This window comes from Streptomyces taklimakanensis (genome assembly GCF_009709575.1).
In the GTDB taxonomy this organism is placed as follows: domain Bacteria; phylum Actinomycetota; class Actinomycetes; order Streptomycetales; family Streptomycetaceae; genus Streptomyces; species Streptomyces taklimakanensis.
Window position 1 is genome coordinate 4,667,547 of sequence record NZ_WIXO01000001.1, and the last position, 25,363, is coordinate 4,692,909.

Consider the following 25,363-nt stretch of genomic DNA (forward strand, 5'->3'; position numbering starts at 1 on the left):
ACCGCGCCGGCCGGCAACCGCGCCGGCCGGCCCCGGACGGTTACTCCAGCCCGTCGACCAAGGCGAACAGCTCCTCGTCGGTGGCGTCCTCCAGGTCGTCCGGGTCGTCCTGCCCGGACGCCTCCGGAGCGGTCGAGTAGGACGCCACCTGGGACAGCAGGTCGCGCAGCCGGTCCGTGATCCGCTCCCGGGCGGCGTCGCCCGCCGGCAGCGCCCCGATCGCCGAGCCGACCCGGTGCAGCTCGGCGAGGACCGCGTCACCCGGCGTACCCGCCTCCTGTTCGACCAGCTCGGCCAGGTGCCGGGCCAGGGCGAGTGGGCTGGGGTGGTCGAAGACCAGCGTGGTCGGCAGCCGCAGACCGACCGCCTGCCCGAGCTGGTTGCGCAGTTCGACCGCGCTCAGCGAGTCGAAGCCGATGTCCTGGAAGGGCAGTTCGGCCCCGACGGTCGTGGCGTCGGCGTGCCCGAGCACACCGGCGACCTGGCCGCGCACCAGCTCCAGCAGTGCGGCCTCGCGCTCCGTGCGGCCCAGCGCGGCCAGCTGGGCGACCGGCGAGGACGCCGTGCCGGCGGTACCGCCGGTGGGCGGTGTGCGGCGGGCGGGCCGCGGCGCCAGGCCGTGCAGGACCGGCGCGGCCCGCTCGCCCTGCCGGCGCAGTGCGTCCAGGTCGAGTCCGGTCAGGGCCACCACTGGCCGGCCGCCCGCCAGGGCGAGGTCGAACAGGGTGGTGCCCTCCTCGGAGGAGAGCGGGCGCAGTCCGATTCGTGCCAGGCGTCGCCGGTCCGTCTCGCCGAGACCGGCGCTGAGGGCGCTGGTGTCCGCCCACAGACCCCAGGCCAGGGACGCCGCGGGCAACCCCCGCGCGTGCCGGTGCTGAGCCAGCGCGTCCAGGAACGTGTTGGCCGCCGCGTAGTTGCCCTGACCGGCGTTGCCGATGAGTCCGGCGACGGAGGAGTACAGCACGAACGCGGACAGCGGCAGGTCCCGGGTCAGTTCGTGCAGGTTCCACGCCGCGTCGATCTTCGGCCGCAGCACGTGGTGCAGCCGCTCGGGTGTCAGGTCGGTGACCACCGTGTCGTCCAGCACACCGGCGGTGTGCACCACGGCCCGCACGGGCGCTTCCGCGGGCACCGCCGCGAGGACCCCGGCGAGCGCGGCCCGGTCCGCGGCGTCGCAGGCCGCGAACGTCACCTCCGCGCCGAGTCCTTCCAGTTCGGCGCGGAGCGCGGCGGCACCGGGCGCCCCTTCTCCGCGCCGCGACAGCAGCAGCAGCCGCCGTGCCCCGTGAGCGGTGACCAGATGGCGGGCCAGCACCCCGCCCAGGGCGCCGGTGGCCCCGGTCACCAGGACGGTGCCGTCGTCCCAGCGGGGCGCCGCCCCGGCGGGCTCCTCACCGGCCGCCTGGGTCAGCCGGGGCACCAGCAGCCGGCCGCCGCGCATCGCGATCTGCGGTTCCGCGGCGGCGACGGCCGCGTGCAGGTCCGCCTCGGCGCACTCGCCGGCGCCCACGTCGACCACGGCCACCCGGCCCGGATGCTCGGTCTGCGCGACCCGCAACAGCCCCCACAGCCCGGCCCGTTCCAGGTCGTCCACCTTCTCGCCGGGCTCGACGGCCGTCGCCCCGCGAGTGATCACCACCAGCCGGGTGTCCGCGAACCGGTTGTCGCCGAGGAAGGCCCGCAGCAGCGCCAACGCCGCTTCCAGGTGGGCTCGTGCCCGCTCGGGCACGGTGGCGCCGTCCGTCGCCGGCGGCTCCCACAGCAGCGTCGTGGGCCGCGTCCCGGCCGCCGCCTCCAGATCGGCGCAAGAGGACAGCGACGCCGCCGGGAAGGCGCCGAGGGCTGTCCAGCCGGCCGTGTCCACCGGGCCGTCCGGAGCCGGGTGGGGCGACCAGGACAGTGGCAGCAGCCCCGCGTGTCCCGCGCCGGCGGCCCGTACGGCCTCGGCGGACAGCGGGCGCAGCGCCAGTGCGCCCACCTGGGCCACAGGCAGCCCGGAGCCGTCGGCCACGGTCAACCGTGCCGTCGTCGTGTCCCCCGCCTCGTCGTCGGGCAGGCTCAGCCGGACCCGCAGTGTCGACGCCCCGGTGGCGTGCACCGTGACATCGGACCATGCGAACGGCAGCCGGGCGGGGGCCGACCCCTGGACGACGCCGGGCAACAGCGGGTGCAGTGCCGCGTCCAGCAGCGCCGGGTGCAGCTCGTACCGTGCCGCCTGCTCGCGGACCGGCTCGGGCAGTGCCACCTCGGCGAACACGTCCGCCCCGGCGCGCCACAGCCGGCGCAGACCGCGAAAAGCAGGCCCGTAGGCATACCCGTGAGCGGCGAGCGCCTCGTAGGCCCCGTCCAGAGCGATCTCCGTGGCGCCCGCCGGCGGCCACACCAGCAGTCCCTCGGCGGCAACGGCACCGGAGGCCAGCGTGCCGTCGGCGTGTCGCGTCCACGTCTCGTCGCCGCGACGGGCGTGGATCTCCAGCGGGCGTTCGCCGTCCGGGTCGGGCGCCCCGACGAACACCTGGATCTGCACGCCGCCGTGCTCGGGCACCACCAGCGGTGCCGCCAGGTTCAGTTCCGCGACCCGGCCGCAGCCCACCTGCCCGGCGGCGCGCGTCGCGAGCTCCAGCAGGGCGGTCGCCGGCAGCAGCACCGAGCCCGCGACCGCATGGTCGGCGAGCCACGGGTGGGTGCGCAGCGACAACACCCCGGTGAACAGCGCCTCGTCCCGGCCGGCCCGGCCGACCGACGCGCCGAGCAGCGGATGGTCCACCGCGCCCAGCCCCAACCCGGCCGCGTCACCGGCGGTGGCGGCCGGGACGTCGAGCCAGTGGCGCCGGCGTTGGAAGGCGTAGCCGGGCAGCTCCACTCGGCGGGCGCCCGGCAGCAGCGCCGACCAGTCGGGCGCGGCGCCCTGCAGCCTCAGCAGCGCCAGGGCCGCCACGGCCGTCTCCGGTTCGGGCCTGCCGCGGCGCAGTGCCGGGGCCAGCACGCCGGGCTCCTCGGTCAGCGCCGTGCGCGTCAGCGCGGTCAGGACGCCATCGGGGCCGAGTTCGACGAAGTGCGCCACGCCCTGCGCCCGCAGGGACCGCACACCGTCGTGGAAACGCACCGTCCGCCGGATGTGCTGCGCCCAGTAGTCGGGCGAGGTCAGATGTTCGTCCGTGGCGAGGTCACCGGTGGTGTCGGAGACGACCGGGATCGTCGGCGGCCGGAACGTCAACCCCTTCGCCACAGCCCGGAACGCGTCGAGGACGTCGTCCATGTGCGGTGAGTGGAAGGCGTGGCTGACCGTCAGGCGCCGGGTGCGCACGCCCTGCCGGTCCCACTGCGCCACCAGCTCGTCGACGGCCTCGGCGTCACCGGAGACCACTACCGCGCGCGGACCGTTCACGGCGGCCACGGCGACCGTCCCGGCGTCCTCGTCGCGCGCCTGCAGTGCCCGCAGGACCTCGTCCTCGCCCGCCTCGACAGCGACCATCGCCCCGCCGGCGCGGGCCGCCCGCATCAGCCGGCCGCGTGCGGCCACCAGGACGGCCGCGTCGGCCAGGTCCAGTACGCCCGACACATGCGCGGCGGCCACCTCGCCCACGGAATGGCCGAGGACGACGTCCGGGGTGACGCCGTGGTGCTCGAACCAGCGGAACAGTGCCACCTCCAGCGCGAACAGCGCGGCCTGGGTGAAGTCGGTGCGGTCCAGCAGCGCGGCCTGTGCGCTGCCCTCGGTGGCGAACAGAACGTCCTTCAACGGCTGCTCCAGCGCTCCGTCGAGGTGGTCGCACACCTCGTCGAGGGCCCGTGCGAACACCGGGGAGGACGCGTACAGCTCACGCCCCATGCCCGGTCGCTGGCTGCCCTGTCCGGTGAAGAGGAAGGCCGTACGGCCCGGCGGGACGGCACGGCCGCGCAGCACCCGCGGGGAGGGGCGGCCCTGTGCGAGCGCGTCGAGCCCGTCGAGCAGGTCGTCTCGCGCGCCGCCGACGACGACGGCGCCGTGCTCCATGACGGAACGTCCGCTCGCCAGTGTCCGGGCGACGTCCGCGGCCTCGACGTCCGGACGCCCGTTCAGGTGGGCGTGCAGCCGCGCCGCCTGCGCGCGCAACGCGTCCTCGTCGCGGGCGCTGAGGACCCAGGGGACCGCGCCCGAAGACGAGCCGGTGCCCGTGCGCGCCTCAGGGGCCGGCGCAGGGGGCTGCTCGATGATCACGTGGGCGTTTGTGCCGCTGATGCCGAAGGAGGAGACACCGGCCCGGCGCGGCCCGCCCTCCCCGGGCCAGGCCCGGGGGCCGGCGAGCAGCTCCACCGCGCCCGACGTCCAGTCGACGTGCGGGGTGGGCTCCTCCAGATGCAGCGACCCGGGCAGCACACCGTGCTCCATCGCCTTGATCATTTTGATGACACCGCCGACGCCCGCCGCCGCCTGCGCGTGACCGATGTTCGACTTCAGCGAGCCCAGCCACAGCGGGCGGCCGTCCGCGGGGCGCTCCTGCCCGTACGTGTTGAGCAGCGCCGTCGCCTCGATCGGATCGCCCAGCGTGGTGCCCGTGCCGTGCGCCTCGACCGCGTCGATGTCCGCCGGGCCGAGCCCGGCGTCGGCCAGCGCCTCACGGATCACCCGTTCCTGGGAGGGGCCGTTGGGTGCCGTCAGGCCGTTGCTGGCGCCGTCCTGGTTGACGGCCGAGCCGCGCACCACCGCCAGAACCCGGTGGCCTCGCCGCCGGGCGTCGGACAGCCGTTCCAGCACGAGTACGCCGACGCCCTCGGACCAGCCGGTGCCGTCGGCGGACGCCGAGAACGACTTGCAGCGGCCGTCCGCGGCCAGTCCGCGCTGCCGCGAGAACTCCACGAACGTCGTCGGCTGAGCCATCACCGTCACCCCGCCCGCCAGGGCCAGATCGCACTCGCCGCCGCGCAGCGCGTTCGCCGCCAGGTGCAGTGCGACCAGGGAGGAGGAACAGGCCGTGTCCACGGTGATGGCCGGGCCCTGCAGGCCGTAGTTGTACGCCACCCGGCCCGACAGCACGCTGGAGAGGTTCCCGGCGAGCAGGAAGCCCTCGAACTCGCCCGCCGCCGCGGACACCCGCGCCGCGTAGTCGTCGTACATGGCGCCCGCGAACACGCCCGTGGAGCTGCCCCGCAGTTCGGCCGGGTCGATCCCGGCGCTCTCGAACGCCTCCCACACGGTCTCCAGCAGCAGCCGCTGCTGCGGATCGGTTGCCGTCGCCTCACGCGGCGACATCCCGAAGAACGCGGCGTCGAAGAGGTCGGCGTCGTGCAGGAAACCGCCGTGCCGGGTGTAGCTGGTGCCGGTGCGCTCCGGGTCGGGGTCGTACAGGGCCGCCAGGTCCCAGCCGCGGTTCACGGGGAACTCGCTCACCGCGTCCACCCCATCGGCGACCAGCCGCCACAACTCCTCCGGGGAGGCGACCCCGCCGGGGTAGCGGCAGGCCATGCCGACGATCGCGATCGGCTCGCCGTCCGCCGGCCGGGCGCGGACGGGCGCGACCGGCGCGGGCCGCTCCTCGGCCGTCACCAGGGTCAGCAGGTACTCGGCGACGGCGCGTGGCGCCGGGTGGTCGAAGACGAGCGTGGCGGGCAGCCGCAGCCCGGTGGCCCGGCCCAGCTCGTTGCGCAGTTCCACCGAGGCCATCGAGTCGAATCCGATGTCCTTGAACGCCCGTTCGGGGACGACGGCCCCCGCCCCGCTGTGCCCGAGAACGGCGGCGACCTTGGCGCGCACCAGGTCGAGCACGACCTCGGCCCGCTCTTCGGCGGGCAGCGTCGCCGTCTGCCGAACCCAGTCGGATCCGTCGGCGCCGCCGGTACGGTGTGCCGCGGTGCGCCGGGCCGTGCGGCCCGGCAGCAGGTCGCGCAGCAGCGGGTGCGCGGGGCCCGTCTCGGGAGGCCGTACCGTGACCGGGGCGAGCAGCGGGTCGCCGACCGTCAGCGCCGAGTCGAACAGGGCGAGGCCCTCTTCGGCGGTGAGCGGCGGCAGACCGGCCCGCCTCCAGCGGGCGCGTTCGGCGTCGGTGAGGGCGGCGCCCATGCCGCTGCCGGTGTCCCACAGGCCCCACGCCAGCGAGACCGCCGGCAGCCCCAGGGCGTGGCGGTGGCAGGCCAGGGCGTCCAGGCAGGTGTTGGCCGCGGCGTAGTTGCCCTGACCGGCGGTGCCGAGCAGTCCGGACACCGAGGAGAACAGGACGAAGGCCGCCAGGTCCGCCCCGGCGGTCAGCTCGTGCAGGTGCCAGGCCGCGTCCGCCTTGGGGCCGAGGACGGTGCCCAGCCGCTCAGGGGTGAGGGACAGTACGGTGGCGTCGTCGAGGACTCCGGCGGCGTGCACGACAGCGGTCAGCGGGTGCGTGTCCGGGACGGAGTCGAGCAGTACGGCGAGGGAGTCGCGGTCGGCGACGTCCACCGTGGCGAGCCGCACCTCGGCGCCCAGTTCGCCCAGTTCGCGGGCGAGGTCGGCGGCGCCCGGTGCGTCCGCTCCGCGTCGGCCGGCCAACAGCAGATGTCGTACGCCGTGGCGGGTCACCAGGTGGCGGGCGAACAGGGCGCCGAGCCCGCCTGTGCCACCGGTGACAAGGACGGTGCCGTCGGGGTCGAGCCGCGGCGGCGCGGCGTCGGGCAGCGGGCGGACGGGAGCGAGCCGCGGGACCAACGCCGTACCGGCGCGTACGGCGGTCTCGGGCTCCCCGCCGGCCAACGCCGCCCGCAGCGCGGCCCCACTCGACCCGTCTTCGTCGGCGGGGTCGACGTCGATGAGCAGCAGCCGGTCCGGGTGCTCGGAGCGCACCGCGCGGACCAGGCCCCAGACGGCCGCGGCGGCCGCATCGACGATGTCCTCGGCGGGCAACGCCGCGACGGCACCCCGGGTGACGACCGCAAGCCGGGAGTTCGCGAACCGCTCGTCCGCCAGGAACACCTGGAGACCGGCCAGCACCCGGGCGGCCGTCGCATGCCGGTCGCCCGGGACCCCGGCCGCCCGCAGGACGACCACCTCCGCCGGTTCCGCCCGCGCGAGGTCCTCACCGGCCTCCGTCCACGCGGGCGGCGGCCCGGCCGGCCCGTCGGCGGCGGGCTTCCAGTCGAGCCGGTACAGGGACCCGGCCGCGACGGACGTCGTGAGGCGGTCCTGCGCCACCGGGCGCAGGGTCAGCGACTCGATGTCGGCGACGGGCGCCCCGGCCGGATCGGTCAGCGACACGCTCACCGTGTCGGCACCCAGGCGGCTGATCCGGGCCCGCAGCGCGGTGGCGCCGCTCGCGTGCACGGTCACGCCGGACCAGGCGAAGGGCAGCCGGATGGCGCCGTCGTCATCCGGCGGTGCCGCGGCCAGCACGAGCGGGTGGAGCACGGCGTCCAGCAGGGCGGGGTGCACCCCGAACCGGCCGGCCGCCTCGTGCAGTTCCTCCGGCAGCCGTACCTCGGCGTACACGTCCGCGCCGTCGTCCCGTACGGACACGAGGTTGCGGAACGCGGGCCCGTAGCCGTAGCCGAGCGCGTCGAGGCGGGCGTAGACGTCGTCCACCGGCTGCGGGGTGCCGGACGCGGGGTCGGCGACCGGGCGGTCGGCGGGAGCCTGGGCGCCGAGTGTGCCGGAGGCGTGCCGGGTCCAGGCCCGTACGGGCGTGTCGTCGCCGTCCGGTGCGGAGTGTACGGTGAACGCCCGCCGGCCCGAGGCGTCCGGCGCCTTCACGCCGACCTGGATCCGTACCGCCCCGGTCGCGGGCAGCGGCAGCGGCGACTCCAGGGCCAGGTCCTCCACGTGCGGGACACCGACCCGGTCGCCGGCGGCGAAGGCCAGTTCCAGGAACGCGGTGGCGGGCAGCAGCACGGTGCCTGCGATGACGTGGTCGGCCAGCCACGGCTGGGCGGCCACCGAGACACGGCTGGTCAGTACGGCCTCCTCGCGTTCGGCGAGGTCCACGACCGCGGAGAGCAGCGGATGGCCGGCCGTGTCGAGGCCGAACCCACGCGCTCCGGCGGCGGACTGCGACGCCAGCCAGAAGGTGCGGCGGTGGAAGGCGTAGGTGGGCAGGTCGACCGGCGTGCCGCCGGGGAAGAACGTCGTCGCGTCCAGCGGCGCCCCGGCCGTGTGGGCGCGGGCGATGCCCTCGGCGACGCTCTCCGCCTCCGGGCGGCCGGCCCGCATCAGCGGTACGGCGGTGAACGCGTCGTCGTCGGCGGCGGCGCGCGCGAGTGGCGCCAGGACGGCGTCGGGGCCGACTTCGACGGCCACGGTGACGCCCTGTCGCCGCAGCTCGCGCGCGGCGTCCAGCCAGCGCACGGTCGCACGGATCTGACCGGTCCAGTAGTCCGGGGAGGTCAACTCGTCGGTGGTGGCGAGCCGGCCGGTGACGGTGGAGACGACGGGCAGGACCGGCGGGTGGTAGGTCAGCTCGGCGGTGACCGCCCGGAACTCGTCCAGGACGCCGTCCATGTGCGGCGAGTGGAAGGCGTGGCTCACCGTCAGCCGTGTCGTCCTGCGGCCACGCTCCCGCCACGCCGCGGCCACCTCCTCGGTGGCCTCGGCGTCTCCCGAGATCACCACGGAACGCGGACCGTTGACCGCGGCGACGGCCGGCTCCGACCGGTCGACGAGGTCGGCGAGGATCTCCTCCTCCGTGGCCTGCACGGCGATCATGGCACCACCGGGCGGAGCGGCTTGCATCAGCCGGCCCCGGGCGGCGACCAGTGTGGCGGCGTCGGCGAGGGAGAGCACACCGGCCGCATGGGCCGCGGTCACCTCGCCGATGGAATGACCGGCCAGCAGGTGAGGCGTCATCCCGTGGTGGCGCAGCAGGCGGAACAGCGCGGTCTCCACGGCGAACAGCGCGGGCTGGGTGTAACGGGTGTCGTCCAGCAGGGCGGTGACCTCGCTGTCCGCTGTGGCGGACAGCACCTCGCTCAGCGGCACCGGCAGCAGCCCCTCGAACGCGGCGCACACCTCGTCCAGGGCGGCGGCGAACACCGGGTGCGCCGCGTGCAGCGCACGGCCCATGCCGATGCGCTGGGCGCCCTGCCCGGTGAACAGGAACGCCGTGCGGCCCGCACCCGCCGCGCTGCCCGTGATCAGGCCCGGGTGGTCCGGGGCATCCCCGTCGGCGAGTGTGGACAGCGCGGCGAGCCGCTCGGGCAGGCCCGTGCCGAGCAGTACGGCCCGCTGCTCGAATGCCGTGCGGGTGGCGGCCAGGGACCAGCCGACGGCCGTGTCGTCGGCGTCGGGCCCCAGGTGCCGCCGCAGCCGGTCCGCCTGGGCGCTGAGCGCGGTGGTGTCACGGGCGGAGAGGACCCACGGGGTCGGGAAGGAGGCGCCGGTCGGCGCCTCCCCGGCCGTGCGGGTGCCCTTGGGGCTCCCGGCGTCCTCGCCGTCCGTCCGGTGGCCGTCTGTGTCCTGCGGGTCGTGCGGGTCGTGCGCGCCCTGCCCGCCGTCCTCCAGGACGACGTGGGCGTTGGTGCCGCTGATGCCGAAGGAGGAGACGGCGGCGCGGCGCGGCCGGCCGGTCGCGGGCCACTGCCTGGCCTCGGTCAGCAGGGCGACGGTCCCGGCCGACCAGTCCACGCGCGGGGTCGGCTCGTTCACGTGCAGCGTGCGCGGCAGCACGCCGTGCCGCATGGCCTCCACCATTTTGATCACACCGCCCACCCCGGCGGCGGCCTGGGCGTGACCGATGTTGGACTTCAGCGAACCGAGCCAGACGGGTTCGAGCCCGCCGCGGTCGCTGCCGTAGGTGGCGATGAGCGCCTCGGCCTCGATCGGGTCGCCGAGCGTGGTGCCGGTGCCGTGGGCCTCCACCACGTCGATGTCCGCCGGGCCCAGGCCGGCGTCGGCCAGGGCCCGGCGGACCACCCGTTGCTGGGCGAGGCCGCTCGGGGCGGTCAGCCCGTTGCTGGCGCCGTCCTGGTTGACGGCCGACCCCCGGACGACCGCCAGGACCCGGTGGCCGTTGCGGCGGGCGTCGGAGAGCCGCTCCACGAGCAGCATGCCGACGCCCTCACCCCAGCCGGTGCCGTCGGCGGACGCGGAGAAGGACTTGCAGCGGCCGTCCGCGGCCAGCCCACGCTGCCGGGAGAACTCCACGAACATGCCGGGGGACGACATCACCGCGGCGCCGCCCGCGAGCGCCAGGTTCGTCTCCCCGGACCGCAGCGACCGGATCGCCAGGTGCAGTGCGACCAACGAGGAGGAACAGGCCGTGTCCGCGGTCACCGCCGGCCCGAGCAGACCGAGCTGGTAGGCGATCCGGCCCGACATCACGCTCGCCGTGCTGCCGGTCAGTACATGCCCCTGCACGCTCTCGGGCGCGTCCTGCATCCGGGGCCCGTACTCCAGGGAGGTCGCGCCCACGAAGACGCCGGTGCGGGTGCCGCGCAGCTCCTCGGGGAGCAGCCCGGCCCGCTCCACGGCCTCCCAGGAGGTCTCCAGGAGCAGCCGCTGCTGTGGATCCATGGCGAGCGCCTCGCGCGGCGAGATGCCGAAGAAGTCGGCGTCGAACTCGCCGGCCCCGGCGAGGAACCCGCCGTGCCGGACCGCGCTCTTGCCCGGCCGGCCCGGATCGGGGTCGTACAGATCGTCGTCCCAGCCCCGGTCCCGCGGGAAGGGGCCGACGGCGTCGACGCCCTCGGACACCATCTGCCACAGGTCCTCGGGCGAGGCCACGCCGCCGGGGTAGCGACACGCCATGCCGATGATGGCGATCGGCTCGTCACCGTACGCGTCCGCGGCGGCGTCCGGTACGTCGTCGGTGGCGCCGAGCAGCTCCGCCTCGACGAACGCGGCCAGCCGGTGAGGGGTGGGGTGGTCGAAGACCAGCCCGGTGGGCAGCCGCAGGCCGGTCGCGTCGGCGAGAGCCGTGCCCAGCTCCGTCGTCATCAGGGAGGTGAAGCCCAGCTCCTGGAAAGTCGTGTGCCGGTCGACCGGCTCGTCGCCCGTGTACCGGAGCACCGTGGTGACGTGCTCGGCGACCAGGTCGGCCACGGCCCGGCGGCGGTCGGCCTCGGACATCGCCCGCAGCCGCTCGGCGAACTCGCCGCCGTGGGCCGCCGCGGGTGCCGCCTCGTCGGCCGCGCCCCGGACGGGCACCCTCCCGGGACGCTGCGCGCCGGCCCCGGCAGGCCCGTCCGGCGTCCGGTGGGCGGTGCGCGGCTCGTCGTCGACGTCGTCCAGCCAGTGTCGGGTCCGCTGGAAGGCGTACGTCGGCAGGGCGATACGGCGTCCGCCCGTCCCGTGCAGGAAGCCGGTCCAGTCGACCGGTGCGCCGTGGACGTGTGCGGTGGCCAGCGCGGTGACGAACGCGGTCGGTTCCGGGCGGTCCCGGCGCAGCAGCGGCACCGCGGCCAGTTCCTCGACCGACTGTCCGGACAGCGGGGCCAACACCGCGTCGGGGCCGACCTCGACCAGTGTGGCCACGCCCTGGGCGTGCAGCGTGCGCACGGCGTCGGAGAAGCGGACCGTGCCGCGCAGTTGGGCGGCCCAGTAGTCGGCGGTGCGCAGGTCGTCACCACCGGCCACGGCGCCGGTCAGCGTCGACACCACGGGGATGCGCGGTGTGTGGTAAGTGAGGGCGGACGCGGCTCGGCGGAAGTCGTCCAGGACGCCGTCCATGTGCGGCGAGTGGAAGGCATGGCTGACCGTCAGCCGTCGTACCCGTCGTCCCCGGTCGCTCAGCAGCGCCGCCACCTCGGCGGCATCCTCGGCGTCCCCTGCGATCACGGCGGCCTGCGGCGCGTTGACCGCGGCAAGGGACAGCCCCGGCCGCCCAGCGAGCAGCTCGGTCACCTCGGCCTCGTCCGCCGCGACCGCGATCATCGCCCCGCCGCCGGGCGCGGCCTGCATCAGTCGTGCCCGGGCCGCGACCAGCGCGGCGGCGTCCGGCAGGTCCAGCACCCCGGCGACGTGCGCGGCGGCGAGTTCGCCGATGGAATGCCCGGCCACGAGGTCGGGCCGCAGCCCGAACGACTCGGCCAGCCGGTACAGCGCGACCTCCACGGCGAACAGGGCCGACTGGGTGTTGACCGTGTCGTCGAGGCCCCGGCCGGTGCGGACGACCTCGGCCGGGGAGACGGGCAGATGTGCCGCGAGGGCATCCGCCACCTCGTCGAACGCCGCTGCGTACGCCGGGAACGCGGCGTGCAACTCCCCGCCCATGCCGATGCGCTGGGCGCCCTGGCCGGTGAACACGAAACCGACTGCGCCCGGGCGGGCCGTCCCCGTCACCACCGCCGGGTGCGTCCGGCCCGCGGCCAGGGCCCGCGTGGCGTCGAGCAGAGCACGCGCGTCCGGCGCGAGGACGACGGCACGGTGCCGCAGCGCGGCGCGCGTGGTGGCCAGTGACCAGGCCACGTCCGCCGGCGCGGGTTCAGCATCGGCGACGAACGCGTGCAGCCGCGCCGCCTGCGCCCGCAGCGCACCGCGATCGGCCCCGGAGACCAGCCAGGGCAGACCGCCGGAGCCGCTCGGGCCGACCTCGCCGGCACGGCCGGGCGCTGCGGCGTCGCCGGACTCGCAGGCAGGAGAGATGCCTTCGGCACCGGTGGGCGCGGCGGCCGTGTTCGAGGGCCCGCCGCCGTCGACGCGGGCGCCTGCCCCGTCCGCGCCGCGCACCGGTTCCCCGGTCCGCTCGCCGCCCTCGGGTGACTGGGCCAACACCACGTGGCAGTTGGTGCCACCCATGCCGAAGGAACTGACGCCCGCCACCAGCGGACGGTCGGGACGCGGCCAGGCGCCGGTGCGGGTCCGTACGGTCAGGCCCAACTCCTCCAGTGGGATGGCCGGGTGGGGCGTGTCGAAGTTCAGGCTCGGCGGCAGCAGCCGGTGGTGGATGCTCAGCAGCGTCTTGATGAGCCCGGCGATGCCCGCCGCGCCTTCCAGATGACCGATGTTGGTTTTCACGGAGCCGACGTGCAGCGCGGTGTCCGGGGCGCGTCCCGTCCCGAACTCCCTCCCGAGCGCAGCCGCCTCGATCGGATCCCCGACGGGTGTGCCGGTGCCGTGCAGCTCCACGTACTGCACTTCGTCCGCGGCCACCGCGGCTCGGGTGCGGGCGGCCCGCAGCACCTGGCGCTGGGCCTCCTCGCTGGGCACCGTCAGGCCGGGTGTGGCGCCGTCGTTGTTGACGGCGCTACCGAGGACGACACCGTAGACGCGATCCCCGTCCGCCACCGCTCTGCTCAGCGGCTTGAGCACGACCACGCCGGCTCCCTCGCCGGGTACGAACCCGTTGGCGCGCGCGTCGAAGACGTAGCTGACGCCATCGGGGGAGAGGGCACCGAACCGCTCCTCCGTCAGGGTGTGCTCGGCGAGCAGGTTGAGGTTGACCCCGGCGGCCAACGCGGCGGTGGCCTCCCCGCTGCGCAGGCTCTCGCAGGCCAGGTGTACCGCGACCAGCGACGAGGACTGCGCGGCGTCCACCGTGAGGCTCGGGCCGCGCAGGCCCAGGTGGTAGGAGACCCGGTTGGCGATGACGCCGCGGTTGACGCCGGTCATGGTGTGCTGGGTGACCGCCTCGGCGCCCCGCTGGTAGAGGAGGCTCGTGTAGTCGTCGCGCAGGGTGCCGACGAACACGGCGGTACGGCTGTCCCGCAGCGCGGTGGGGACGATGCCGGCGTCCTCCAGCGCCTCCCAGGCCAGTTCGAGGACGAGGCGCTGCTGCGGGTCCATGGTCGCCGCCTCCCGCGGCGACACTCCGAAGAAGCCCGCGTCGAAGGCGTCCACGGCGTCCAGGAAACCGCCGCGTCGCACGGCGGCCCGTGCGGGCGGGGGGAACCGGTCGGCGGGCACCTCCCCGATGGCACTGGAGCCGTCCGTCAGCAACGACCAGAAGGCCGACGGAGTGTCGGCGCCCGGCAGCCGGCAGGCCAGACCCACCACGGCGATCGGCTCGGTACGGTCGTGGCCTGGCGTGCCGCTCGCCGGAGCTTGCTCACTCGTCATGACGTTCCGCTGCCCTTTCGTCGCTGAATTCGGTTTCTCCACCCGGCGGCCGTTGCCCGTTTTCCGGCCGGCCGTGCTCGCGGGGGCCGTACTCCCGGCAGCTGTGCTTCCGACGGACGTTTTGCGAGAGTCGTTCTCTGACAGCCGTTTCCGGGGCGGCCCGCTCGGTTCAGGAAGGAACGGCGAGCCGTTCCGACGCCTGCTCCCGAACGATCTGGCACACATCGGTCAGGGCCCGGTCCAGGAGGCCGATCTCCTCGTCGGTGAGCAGGAGGGAGGGTTCGAACCGCAGGGTGTGTACCGCGCTGGCGGTCGGGAAGGTGCGGATGCCGTGAGCGTGCAGCAGGTGGCCGGCGATGACGTAGCCGAACAAGCCGGAGCGCGCCGCTTCGGCGAGCCGCGCGTCCCGCGCCCGGGACTGGTCGTGGAACTCGAACCCTTGCATCAGGCCCCGGCCGCGCACCTCCTTGACGACGTCGGGGAACGCCGCACCGATCCGTTGCAGCATCGCGGCGAGGGCCTCCCCGCGCTCCGTCGCCTGCCGGTAGGCCCGGCCGTCCTCCGCCTCAAGCAGCTCCAGCACCTTCAGGGCGATGTGGCAGGAGAAGCTGTCCTTGGCGAACGTGGAGCTGTGCACCAGCTCGAACTCCGGCCGGTAGCGGGTCTCGCGCACGAGCATCACGGCGGCCTTGGCGATCCCGCCGCCCAGCGCCTTGGCGAGGGCGTAATAGTCGCCGCGCAGCCCCAGCGCGGAGCTGGCCAGCAGGGCGCCGGTGCGGCCCATGCCGCTCTGCACCTCGTCGACCACGACCGGGCAGTCCGTGTCGCGGCCGAACTGCTGGATGTCCTCGGCGAACTTCCGCGACAGCGGCCGGATGCCGCCCTCGCCCTGGATCGGTTCGAGCAGGAACGCGCAGTACGTGGGGTGGTCGTGCTCGGCCACCTCGACCCGGCCGGCCCGCTGCCGGATCTCGTAGAGGGTGCCGCGCTCCTGCTCCATGACCTCCTTGAGCACGTCGGGACGGTCCATGGGCACGAACCGCGTCCGCAGGCCGAGCGCGGCGAACGGCGCCCGGTAGCCCTCGTTGTGGGTGAGCTGGACGCTGCCGATCAGCTTGCCGTGGAAACCGCCTTCCAGGGCGAGCAGCACCGGTGCCCGCCCGGCGACCGCGGTGTTGCGCCGCTCGGCCTCGGCGATCAGCAGCGCGACGCCGTCCTCGTCACGGGCCGGACGCGTCACCCCCAGCCGCTCGTAGACGGGTGCGGGCACCGTCGCCGCACCGGAGAGCACCGCCGTCCGCGCCTCCTCGGCACGGGCGGCGATGGTGTCCAGAATGCTCGAAAGACGCAGACCCCGGTCCAGCTCGGCGTGTTTGACGGCCGCTTCGACGGCCTCCGCGCCGCTGTTGGCGAACGTCGCGTAGTAGGGCTCGGAGACACCGAGTTCGCGGTGGATGATCCGGTTCAGCTCGGTGGCCAGCTCGTTGGCGTACGGGTGGGAGGAGAACTGGGCGTGCACGGGCGAACGGGCGTCGAGTAGTTCCCGGGCCCGGGCGACGATCTCGGGGTGGTTGTGGCCGAGGACCAGGGAACCGTAGCCGCCGGCGAGGTCGAGGACGGGCGTCAGCGAGCCGTCCGCGGTGCGGCGGTGCAGGACGTTTCCCTCCCCGGAGACGTACTCGACGTCGAGTCCGGCGGTGCCCAGCAGCCGGCGCAGATTCGGTTCGGCCAGTTCGGGTACTGCGGTTTCCGCATTCATGGCGCTCCTTGTCGTCATGACATCCTGTGCTTGGGGAAACCAGCGGTCAGTCACGGTGAGGTCATCGGGAAAGCCGGTCGTCCGATTACCGTGGAATGGATTCCCGCGCGATGACCGGGCGGTGGAGCGCCGCTCTTCGGATGCTTCCGTTGTTCCGGCGGGACGGCGTGCGGGCATGCGTCGGCGCGGGCCGGCGGCGACGGCCGGCCCGCGCCCGTGACACAGACCGAGGAACCAGGGGTCGGGGGATCGAGAGGGGGAGCCCGGGAGGGGGCGGGCGGATGCGGTGTTCTAGTTACTGGCGGCGGACCGCAGTAACTCCACCAGGTGTTCGGTGGTGACGCGTTCGGGGTGGTCCAGGGTCACCGTGGTCGCGTGCTGCCGCCCACCGGCCCACGACGGCCGGCGCAGCAGCAGTTCCGGACCCGCGACGGCGACCACGAACAGCCGGCACAGGCGGGTGGAGTTGGCGAACTCCTCGATGGCCTCCAGTACCCGGTCCGAGGCCCAGTGCAGGTCCTCCAGGGCCAGGACGACCGGTCTGCGGCGCGCCACCTTCTGGAAGAAGGTGTGCCAGGCGTGCAGGGTGTCGGTGAGCCGGTCGTCGTCGGTGACACCGTCGGCCGATTCCGGCGCCCCGCCGACCAGCGGCGCGAGCCGGGACACCATCGACTCCGCGTCCCGCTCCGACCGGAACAGGGGTCGCACCTTGCGCACCAGGGCGGCCGTGCCGTCCTCGCCGGGGCGGACGCCGCAGTAGGCGGACAGCATCTCCGCCTGCGCCCGCAGCGAGTCGTCGTCGGGTGCCGACGGCGTGCGCCCGGTCAGGAACAGCACCGCGTCCGGCTGGTGCGCGGTCCATCTGCGGAAGTCGTCCAGCAGCCGGCTCTTGCCGCTGCCCGCCTCGCCGAGAACGGTGACCAGGTGCGGCACCGACCGGTGCCAGGTCCGCCGCACCAGACCGCACAGCACGTCAAGTTCCCAGGTCTGTCCCGCGTCCTGGCCATCCGACCGGTCGGCGGTGGGCCGCCGGCGCCCCGTCACCTGCCACAGGTGGGGCGCCTCCTCCAGCTTGCGGTAGGCGATGGTGCCGGCGGTGGCGCGGCACACCTTCTCGTGGACCCAGACCTCGCCGGTGGGCACGGCGGAGAGCAACGCGTGGCACTCGTCCAGGGCGGTGCCGACGACCGTCGGCGCGTCGCCGGGGTCACCGTAGCGCAGCAGCACGTCGCCCGTCGTCACGGCGGCGTTCACCGCCAGCCGGGCGGGTTCCGCACCGATGTCGAGCATCTCGCGGATGGCGAGCGCGGCGAGCACGGCCCGGCTCAGGTCCTCCTCCGCCGGATTGTCGAGGCCGAACAGCGCCAGCGACACCGACCCGATGGACGCCGTCACCTTGCCGCCGAACCGCTCGATCTGCTCCCGTACCATCAGGCTGGTGCCGTCCAGGAGGTCGTCGAGGTTCTCCCGGGCGCCGCTGCCCATCGAAGGCGCCAGCCGGGTGCGCACGGACAGGATGCCGACGCTGCGGCGGGTGGGGTCGGTGGGACGCGGTGCCGGAGTGCGGGCGGGCGCCGGGCGGGGCGGTGTGGCGGGCGCGGTGGTGATCACGCTCCCGTGGACGCTCTCACGGGTCTCCGCCTCGCCGCCGGGTTCGAGCAGCGGGCTGCCCCGGCCGGGGGAGAGCGACAGGTCCTGGGTGAGGATCGCCTGCTGGAGGTCCTGCAGTTCGCGGGCCGGCTCCAGCCCCAGGTTCTCGACGAGTTCGGCCCGCACCCGGGTGTAGGCGTTGAGGGCGTCGGCCTGCCGCCCGCACCGGTACAGGGCGAGCATCAGCTGACCGCAGGACCTCTCCCGCAGCGGTTCGGCCTGCACCATGGTCTCCAGCTCGGGCATGATCTCGTAGTGGCGTCCGCAGGCCAGCTGGGCGTCGAAGTAGTCCTCCATGACGTTGAGCCGCGTCTTCTCCAGCGCGGCCAGTTCCGGCCAGTCGATGCCGGCCTCCACCAGGTCGGCGAGGGCGGGCCCGCGCCACAGGGCGAGCGCCTCGCGCAGCAGCGCCGCCGCCTGTTCCGGCGCCCCCTGCGTCCGCTGTTCCCGCCCCTGGGCCACCTGCCGGTGGAAGCGGTGCACGTCCACGTGCTCGGGTGCCACACGCATCATGTAGCCGGCGGGCTGGGTGAGCAGGGCCGGGCGGGTCTGGGCGTAGGTGTCGGGCAGCGAGGAGGCGGACCGGGGGGACAGGAACCCGCGAATGCCGTACACCGCGTTCTGCAGGATCTTGCGTGCCGTCGTGGGCGCCTCGTCGATGCCCCACAGTGCGTTCAGTAACTGACTGACGGGCACCACCCGGTTGGCCTGCAGCAACAGGAACCCGAGGGTGGCCCGTTGCTTGGTGCCGCGGAGCACCACCGGTTTGTTCTGATCAGTCACTTCCAGCGGACCCAGTATGCGAAATTGCATGGCTTCCCCCTTGGATGCAGCACGGATGTCCACACGGTGGCTCGGACCGGGGCCGAGTCGTCGGATGACGGCCCCGGTCACCAGCGGGAGCTCGGACGCCATCGTCCGGCCCCTTGGTCTCGGTGGGTGCAAAGGACGGTCAAAGCCGCTCCACAGGTGGTGGGCCTGTGCCGCTCGCGGCCCCTGGGCGGCCCTGCCGCACGGTGTTGCGCGCATGGGCGAGGTCGTGTCGACGACGGGTAGGGTACGGCGGTCAGGCGGCCTCGCGGGCCGTCCGGCGCTGCTCGGTGGCAGGGGCTTGGCCGAGGATCTCCGCGTGCAGCCGTCTCAGCTCGGCGGAGGGTTCCAGGCCCAGCTCGGAGCGGAGGACGGCGTACAGGTTGCGGTAGGCCCGCAGGGCCTCGGCTCGGCGGCCCACCTGGTGCAGCGCCTGGATGAGCTGGCCGTGGAACCATTCGTGCAGCGGGTACTCCTCGACCAGGGCGCGCAGGTCGGGCAGCATGTGCCGGGACCGGCCCCGCGCCGCGCCGATCTCCACGCGTAGCTCCAGGGCACGGATACGCAGTTCCTCCAGGCAGACGGTGCGGCCCGCGAGGACCGCGCCGACCGGCAGGTTGCTCAGCAGCGGCCCGCGCCACAGGTTCAGGGCCTGGGTGACATGGTGGGAGGCGGCGTCGAGGAGTTGGGCGTCCCGCTCGCCCTGCGCGCGGCGGACGAGGAGTTCGAAGACGCGGGCGTCGACGTCGGCGTCGTCCACGTCGAGCCGGTAGCCCGGACTGTCGGTCACCAGCAGCGGGCGGCCGGGCGGGCAGGGCAGGTCGGCCAGCATCCTGCGCGCGTGGTACACGTGGGTCTGCAGGGTCCGGGGGGCACCGGCCGGGGGGTCGTCGCCCCACAGCTCGCGAACGAGGGTGCCGACGGCGACCGGGGTGCGCGGCTGGAGCGCGAGGACGGCCAGGAGCCGGGAGACCTTGGGGGCTCTGGGCGCGTGTACCCTTCCGTCGTCGGTGACGACTTCGAAAGGTCCGCTGAGCCTGAACTTCACAACGCACGCTCCTGTTCCGGTACGGCCGGTGCTCATGTCGGGGGTCAGGTGGGGTTTCCGCAGAATCGGTGCAGCGGGAGATGGACGTGGGGGCGCGTTCCGGGGCCGGGGTCCGTCGTCCGGCCGGCCGCGGCACGGGGTCACGCGGGGCGGGGACGCGGTGGGCTCTCGGCCGACCTGTGCACGACGGCCAGGAGCTGGGCTGCGGAGACGAGGGTGAGGTGGCGGTGGCAGCCGCAGTAGGACCGCCCGGCGTAGTCGCGCAGGCCGAGTGGTTCGGTGAGGTCGGCCGTTTCCTGCCGGACGCGGCCCCGCAGTCGGGCGAGGCGGACCAGCGCCGGCAGGGACAGGGAGCGGATGTTGGTCAGCCACAGCGCGCGGGGGCGCCGCGCGCTCTCCCACTCCCCGAGCAGCAGCAGCCCGGGGGAGGGAGGGCCGGTGACGACCGGGACGGCCACCGCTGTCACGGGCGCGCCGCGCGGGTCGACGGGGCGCCGCAGCCCGCTCAGCGCATCGGCGATTTCGGCGGCCGTGCGCGCCGGGGCGTCGTGCCGTGGGAGCAGGCTCCGGTGGGCCCACAGCGCGGTGCCGGGGGCGGTCCGGATGAGGAAACGATGCCCGTGCCGTCCGAGCCGGTGGGCGAGGGCGGGAGCGTCGAGCACATCGGCGTCGACAACGACGGGGCCGTCCCAGGGCGGCAGCAGGCCGATGGCGTCGGTCACCGCATCCAGGAGGTGCGGGTCGCCGGTGGCCGTCGGGGCGCGGCCGGACAGACATCCGCCGGCCGTGCCGCCGAACCGTCGCAACGGCATCAGGTACCAGTCCACGGGGACGGTTCCCACAGCCGACGTCAGCCAGGCCCCCAGCGCCTGCGGACCCGGTCCCTGCAGGCGGGCCGAGCGCCCGAGGACGGCGGGGGCGACCACCAGAGCCTGCGGCGACAGCGTCCGCAGTGTGTACCGGGCGAGGGCCCGCCGTACCGGTCGCCAGTCCCACGGGGACGCGGTGATGAAGTGGTGCACCCGCTGGGCGGCCGCAGCGCCGCCCCACTGGGCGCCTACGGCCCGTAGGGTCTTCGGTCCCGGCGCGTCCAGCAGGGATCGCACATAACGCTCGGCCTTGGGCCGGTACCCGCTGCGCACCAGGGAGGCGAACAGGTCATCGCCCGCTTCGTTGATCAGTGATGTCGGTACGTACGGTCCTCGTGCCGTACGCGCATGCGCTTCTGCATGCCACATCGCTGGGCCCCCCACCGCATCGCCTGACGCCGACTAGAACGAACGTCCTTTTCGCTGGGCGTTCGATCAGCCCTCAAGAAATCATCAGCACAGTTGTTTGTACAGCTCGAAAAGCTTTTTATTATGGAACAAAAGCGGGCGAACTTGGGTGTTGGTCACTGGAGTATGTCCGGATGTCCATGTGTGAGGGGTAAGATCTGGTCAAGAACTTAAAAGATCATGCGTGTAACTAGAGCGACCATCCAACTACGGACGGCAGCTCCAGGACGGCGCACACGACGCCGTCCGCGTCCCCGCCGACCAGCACGAGGGTCTCGCGGTGCCGGGGTCTCGTCTGCTCCAACCGCCTGGCCAGGGCACCGAGCTGCTCATCGCGTGAAGGCTCGCTCTCGGTCGGCGGTGGCAGGAACCGTACGGCGTCGTCCGTCGCGCGCCCACAGGCGACCAGCGCCTGTCGCGCCACCTCGCGCTGTCGCTCCCCGAGCCCGACCGCCACGGCCGCGTCAGGGCGATCACCTCCCCTGCGTCGGCGGGGCGTCCGCCGCTTAGGGACGCGCCAGGCGAGGTCGGAGCGGAGCAGGGATCCGTGGGGCGGGCCGCCGCCCAGCAGGGCGGTCGCCAGCACGCGCGCCACGCCCGCCGATGCCGTCAGTACGAGCCCGGTCGCCCGCCTCGCGGACGGCCGAACCGAGAGTGCCGGACCCCTGTCCGCGGTGGTGACCAAGGCGGTCAGCGACGTCGGGGCCCGCCCCGACACGTACTGCGCCGCCAAGTGCAGTGCCACCAGCGGGCCGCCGGCCGGTCGCCGCACCTCCCAGGCGGTGGCTCGCGGACACCCGAGTCCGCGCACCACCGCGGCGGCGGTGCCGTCCGACCCGCCCGCGTCCCCGGCCGGGGCGTGGATGACGAGGTCCAGCTCTCCCTCCGGCACACCCGACTGCTGCCGGGCGGCGCGGGCGGCACGCAGCAAGGCCTCCTCGGCACCCGCCCCGCCCCCGTCAGCCGACCGCCGTCGGCCGATGCCGCGGCGGCCCGCTTCCGTCTTTCGGGTGTACGGCGGCGGCGCACCCGTCGAGTTGGCCACCGCACCGATCCACACGTCGGGCCAGACGGTGACCTCCGCACCGTACGGCTCGGGGGAGAACGTCACTGCCACGGGCCACCCTGCCCCGACGGCACGTCACCCGGGGCGGCGGATGATCCGGTCCACGCCCCAGTACCCGCGCTCGGGGACCCGGCGTGCGCCGGCTGCCGGCCCGGTGCGGCGAGCGCGGCGGTGACGGTCCGGCCGACGGCGTCGATGTGGTCGTTCAGGTAGAAGTGCCCGCCGGTGAAGACCCGGAACTCGGTGCCCGAGGCGGTGAAGTCCTCCCAGGCGGCGGCCTCGGCGACGGTCACCACAGGGTCGCTGTCCCCGACCAGCACGGTGAACGGAACGTCCAGGCGGGGCCCGGGGACCCAGCGGTAGTCGGCGAGGGCGCGGTAGTCGGCCCGCAACGCCGGCAAGACCATGTCCCGCACCTCCGAATCGTCCAGCAGATCGGGTGCGGTGCCGCCCAACCGGGCCGCGGCCGCCAGCAGTTCGTCGTCCGTGCGAAGCCTGTCGTGCGGGCTGGGCTCGGCGGCGGGCGCGCCCCGCCCGGACAGGAACAACCGCACCGGGGCGGGGGCGCTGCCCGCCTGCAGGCGGCGGGCCGTCTCGTAGGCGACGACGGAGCCCATGCTGTGCCCGAAGAAGGCGTACGGCTCCGGGACGTGCCGGACCACCTCCTCGGCGAGGGCGTCGGCGAGCCGTCCGACGTCCGGCACAGGCTCCTGCAGCCGCCGGTCCTGCCGCCCCGGATACTGCACGCTCAGCACCTCGCACACGGGCGCCAGGAGCCGGGCGAACGGCACGAAGGCGCTGGCCGAGCCACCGGCGTGCGGGAAGCAGACCAGCCGTGCCCGTGAGCCTGTGTCGCCGGGTGCCAACCCGGCCGGAGCGTACGTTCGGAACCACTCGCTGCCCAATTCGACTCTCCTGCCTCGCAATCCGACGTGGTGGCCGCCGGGCCACGTCCCCATGCTGCGGGCGGCGGCTCAAAGCGCGGCCAAACACCGCACAAAGCGGCCCGGCGACCGCCGGGAAAGTGACATTCGCGTCTGCCCCCGTTTGCCCCGCGCACCGGTCGCGGACGACGATCCTGCCACCGAGCGGGGCGCGCGAGCGCCGCCCCGCTCCTCCCGGGCCGTCACGCGTGAGGGGTGCTCAGTGACGGAAAACCCTCCCCGGGACCACCGGCCGGGCTGCTGCCTCATCGCACGGGCACCGGCCCGGCCCTCGCCCCCGAACGACCGCGCGGGTGTTCGGGCCGGTTGTGGTGATCGCCATGAGGCCCGACGAGGACCGTGCCACGGCTCGTCGCCGCCCGATGCCCCGGCCTTCGGCGGATCCCCTGTCCGGGACCCGCCGAAGGCCGGTCTCCGTCTCCCGTCGTCACGGGCTCTCGGCCGGCCGGCTGGTGCCTGCGCACCCACACGTGGAGCATCGCAGCTTGCGCAGGAGCCGCCGGCCCTTCAGCGTGGCCATGGCCTGCTCGCCGAGGCAGCGGAGCGGATCTTGGCATGTGTGCTGTTGTGCCGGCGCTGCCACCGCTTGAGGCGGCGGCCGCGGAAGGGTACTCGGATGGAACCACCGGCACCTTGGTACGCCTTGTCGGCCCAGCACTTGAGGTCGGCGTCGGTGAGCGCGTCGACGATGCCGTGGGTGTGGGCGGCGGTCAGGTCGTGGGTCGATCCGGGCAGGGCCGGTGAGGCCCACAGCAGCCGCCCGATGGCGGCAGGGTGCCGTCCAGGATCACGAACGCCTTGGTCCGGGCGATGTCCATCGCCTCGGCCAGGGTGGGTGCGAGGGCGGCCAGCACATCGACGGCCTCGCGTATGTAGCGGTACACGGTTGCGACGCCGATACCGAACCCGGCGGCGAGCTGGGCGTAGGTGTCACCGCATCGCAGATGGGCCAGGGCGAGGAGAGCCTGACGGTTGGCGGTCAGCCGACGCCATCGGGTCCCGATCTCCCCTCGCCGGACAGACAAGCACGCGAAGCTCCTGGTGGCTACGGGCGATCTTGGTCGAGAACCCGTCTACCAGGAGCTTCGTCGTTCCACCGATCCGTCCAACACGCGGCCAGCACCGTCAGACTGGAAAGGCTCACTCTTTTTCTGAGACCTTTCAGATGTCGCGGAAGATCTCGATCTGCGCGCCCACCGAGTTCAGCCGCTCGGCCAGGTCCTCGTATCCGCGGTTGATGACGTAGACGTTGCGCAGCACCGAGGTGCCCTCGGCCGCCATCATCGCCAGCAGCACCACGACGGCCGGGCGCAGCGCCGGCGGGCACATCATCTCGGCGGCGCGCCAGCGGGTGGGCCCCTCGACCAGGACGCGGTGGGGGTCCAGGAGTTGAAGGTGCCCGCCGAGCCGGTTGAGGTCGGTCAGGTAGATGGCGCGGTTGTCGTAGACCCAGTCGTGGATGAGGGTCTTGCCCTGGGCGCTGGCGGCGATGGCCGCGAAGAACGGTACGTTGTCGATGTTGATGCCGGGGAACGGCATCGGGTGGATCTTGTCGATCGGCGCCTCCAGCTTGGAGGGGCGCACGGTGAGGTCGACCAGCCGGGTGCGGCCGTTGTCGGCGTGGTACTCGGCGCCGCGGTCGTGGTCCAGGCCCATCCCCTCCAACACCGCCAGCTCGATCTCCAGGAACTCGATCGGCACCCGGCGGATCGTCAGCTCCGACTCGGTGACCACGGCGGCGGCCAGCAGGCTCATGGCCTCCACCGGGTCCTCGGAGGGGGAGTAGTCCACGTCCCGGTCGATGTGGGCCACGCCGTGCACGGTCAGCGTGGTGGTGCCCACTCCCTCCACCCGCACGCCCAACTGCTCCAGGAAGAAGCACAGGTCCTGGACCATGTAGTTGGAGGAGGCGTTGCGGATGACGGTGGTGCCGTCGTGCCGGGCGGCGGCCAGCAGGGCGTTCTCGGTGACGGTGTCCCCCCGCTCGGTCAGCACGATGGGGCGGGTGGGGCGGACGGAACGGTTCACCACCGAGTGGTACGTGCCCTCGGTGGCGGTGACCTCCAGGCCGAAGTGGCGCAGGGCGCTCATGTGCGGTTGCACGGTGCGGGTGCCCAGGTCGCAGCCGCCCGCGTAGGGGATGCGGAAGTGGTCCATCCGGTGCAGTAGCGGGCCGAGGAACATGATGATGCTGCGGGTGCGGCGGGCGGCCTCGGCGTCGATGCCGTCCAGGTCGAGTTCGGCCGGCGGGACGATCTCCAGATCGGCGCCGTCGTTGATCCAGCGGGTGCGCACCCCGATGGAGTTCAGCACCTCCAGGATCCGGTAGACCTCCTCGATGCGGGCCACCCTGCGCAGCACGGTGCGTCCGGAGTTCAGCAGGGAGGCGCACAGCAGGGCGACGCAGGCGTTCTTGCTCGTCTTGACGTCGATGGCGCCCGACAGGCGGCGGCCGCCGACGACGCGCAGGTGCATCGGACCGGAGTAGCCCAGTGAGACGATCTCACTGTCCAGAGCTTCACCGATACGGGCGATCATCTCAAGACTGATGTTCTGGTTGCCGCGCTCGATGCGGTTGACCGCGCTCTGGCTGGTGGCCAGTGCTTCCGCCAGTTGGGCCTGGGTCCAGCCGCGGTGCTGACGGGCGTCACGGATGAGCTTGCCGATACGCATGAGGTAGTCGTCGGTCATGAGGGTGATGTTATCTCAGATATGAGATGCGCACTGTTTCGGTGGTGGCATTTTCCTGATTTTTTCTTACTTTCACTCTTTTGCCCGACGAGGGACGGGGAACGCGGCCCTTTCGTCGCCCTGCCGTCCCGTCGCCCCTCCGTCGCCTCCTCCGTGTCCTCCGTGTCGTCCGGTCGTCGGGTCCGGGG

8 protein-coding genes and 1 pseudogene are annotated in these 25,363 nt (G+C 73.9%); all 9 read right to left on the reverse strand.

Annotation, left to right across the window (positions count from 1 at the left end; all coding sequences use genetic code 11):
- Positions 1 to 40 precede the first annotated feature (40 nt).
- The gene (locus tag F0L17_RS20600; protein ID WP_155072213.1) at positions 41 to 13,930 is read right to left on the reverse strand and encodes a type I polyketide synthase; all 13,890 of its coding nucleotides are present in this window, start codon (positions 13,928 to 13,930) and stop codon (positions 41 to 43) included.
- Between the two features lie 169 nt (positions 13,931 to 14,099).
- Entirely contained in the window at positions 14,100 to 15,689 is a 1,590-nt protein-coding gene (locus F0L17_RS20605; RefSeq protein ID WP_155072214.1) for an aspartate aminotransferase family protein, read from the reverse strand.
- A gap of 291 nt (positions 15,690 to 15,980) precedes the next feature.
- A complete protein-coding gene (locus F0L17_RS20610) occupies positions 15,981 to 18,122 on the reverse strand; it encodes an ATP-binding protein (RefSeq protein WP_338018155.1) in 2,142 nt (713 codons plus the stop codon).
- A gap of 283 nt (positions 18,123 to 18,405) precedes the next feature.
- Entirely contained in the window at positions 18,406 to 19,197 is a 792-nt protein-coding gene (locus F0L17_RS20615) for a BTAD domain-containing putative transcriptional regulator (protein WP_162466495.1), read from the reverse strand.
- Positions 19,198 to 19,337: 140 nt separating this feature from the next.
- Positions 19,338 to 20,435: a transposase gene (locus F0L17_RS20620; RefSeq protein ID WP_155072217.1), complete on the reverse strand. Its 1,098-nt coding sequence runs from the start codon at positions 20,433 to 20,435 to the stop codon at positions 19,338 to 19,340.
- Positions 20,436 to 20,664: 229 nt separating this feature from the next.
- A complete protein-coding gene (locus tag F0L17_RS20625) occupies positions 20,665 to 21,591 on the reverse strand; it encodes a beta-ketoacyl-[acyl-carrier-protein] synthase family protein (protein ID WP_155072218.1) in 927 nt (308 codons plus the stop codon).
- Positions 21,582 to 22,406 carry a thioesterase II family protein gene (locus F0L17_RS20630; protein WP_238419497.1) on the reverse strand — a complete coding sequence of 275 codons (825 nt, stop codon included), beginning with the start codon at positions 22,404 to 22,406 and terminating at the stop codon, positions 21,582 to 21,584. The genes F0L17_RS20625 and F0L17_RS20630 overlap by 10 nt, the downstream gene beginning before the upstream one ends.
- Positions 22,407 to 22,911: 505 nt before the next feature.
- Positions 22,912 to 23,509 (reverse strand): annotated as a pseudogene (locus F0L17_RS20635) (transposase family protein).
- 136 nt (positions 23,510 to 23,645) lie between these two features.
- Complete coding sequence (locus F0L17_RS20640) at positions 23,646 to 25,175, reverse strand: helix-turn-helix domain-containing protein (RefSeq protein ID WP_155072220.1); 1,530 nt, start codon at positions 25,173 to 25,175, stop codon at positions 23,646 to 23,648.
- Between the last annotated feature and the right edge of the window lie 188 nt (positions 25,176 to 25,363).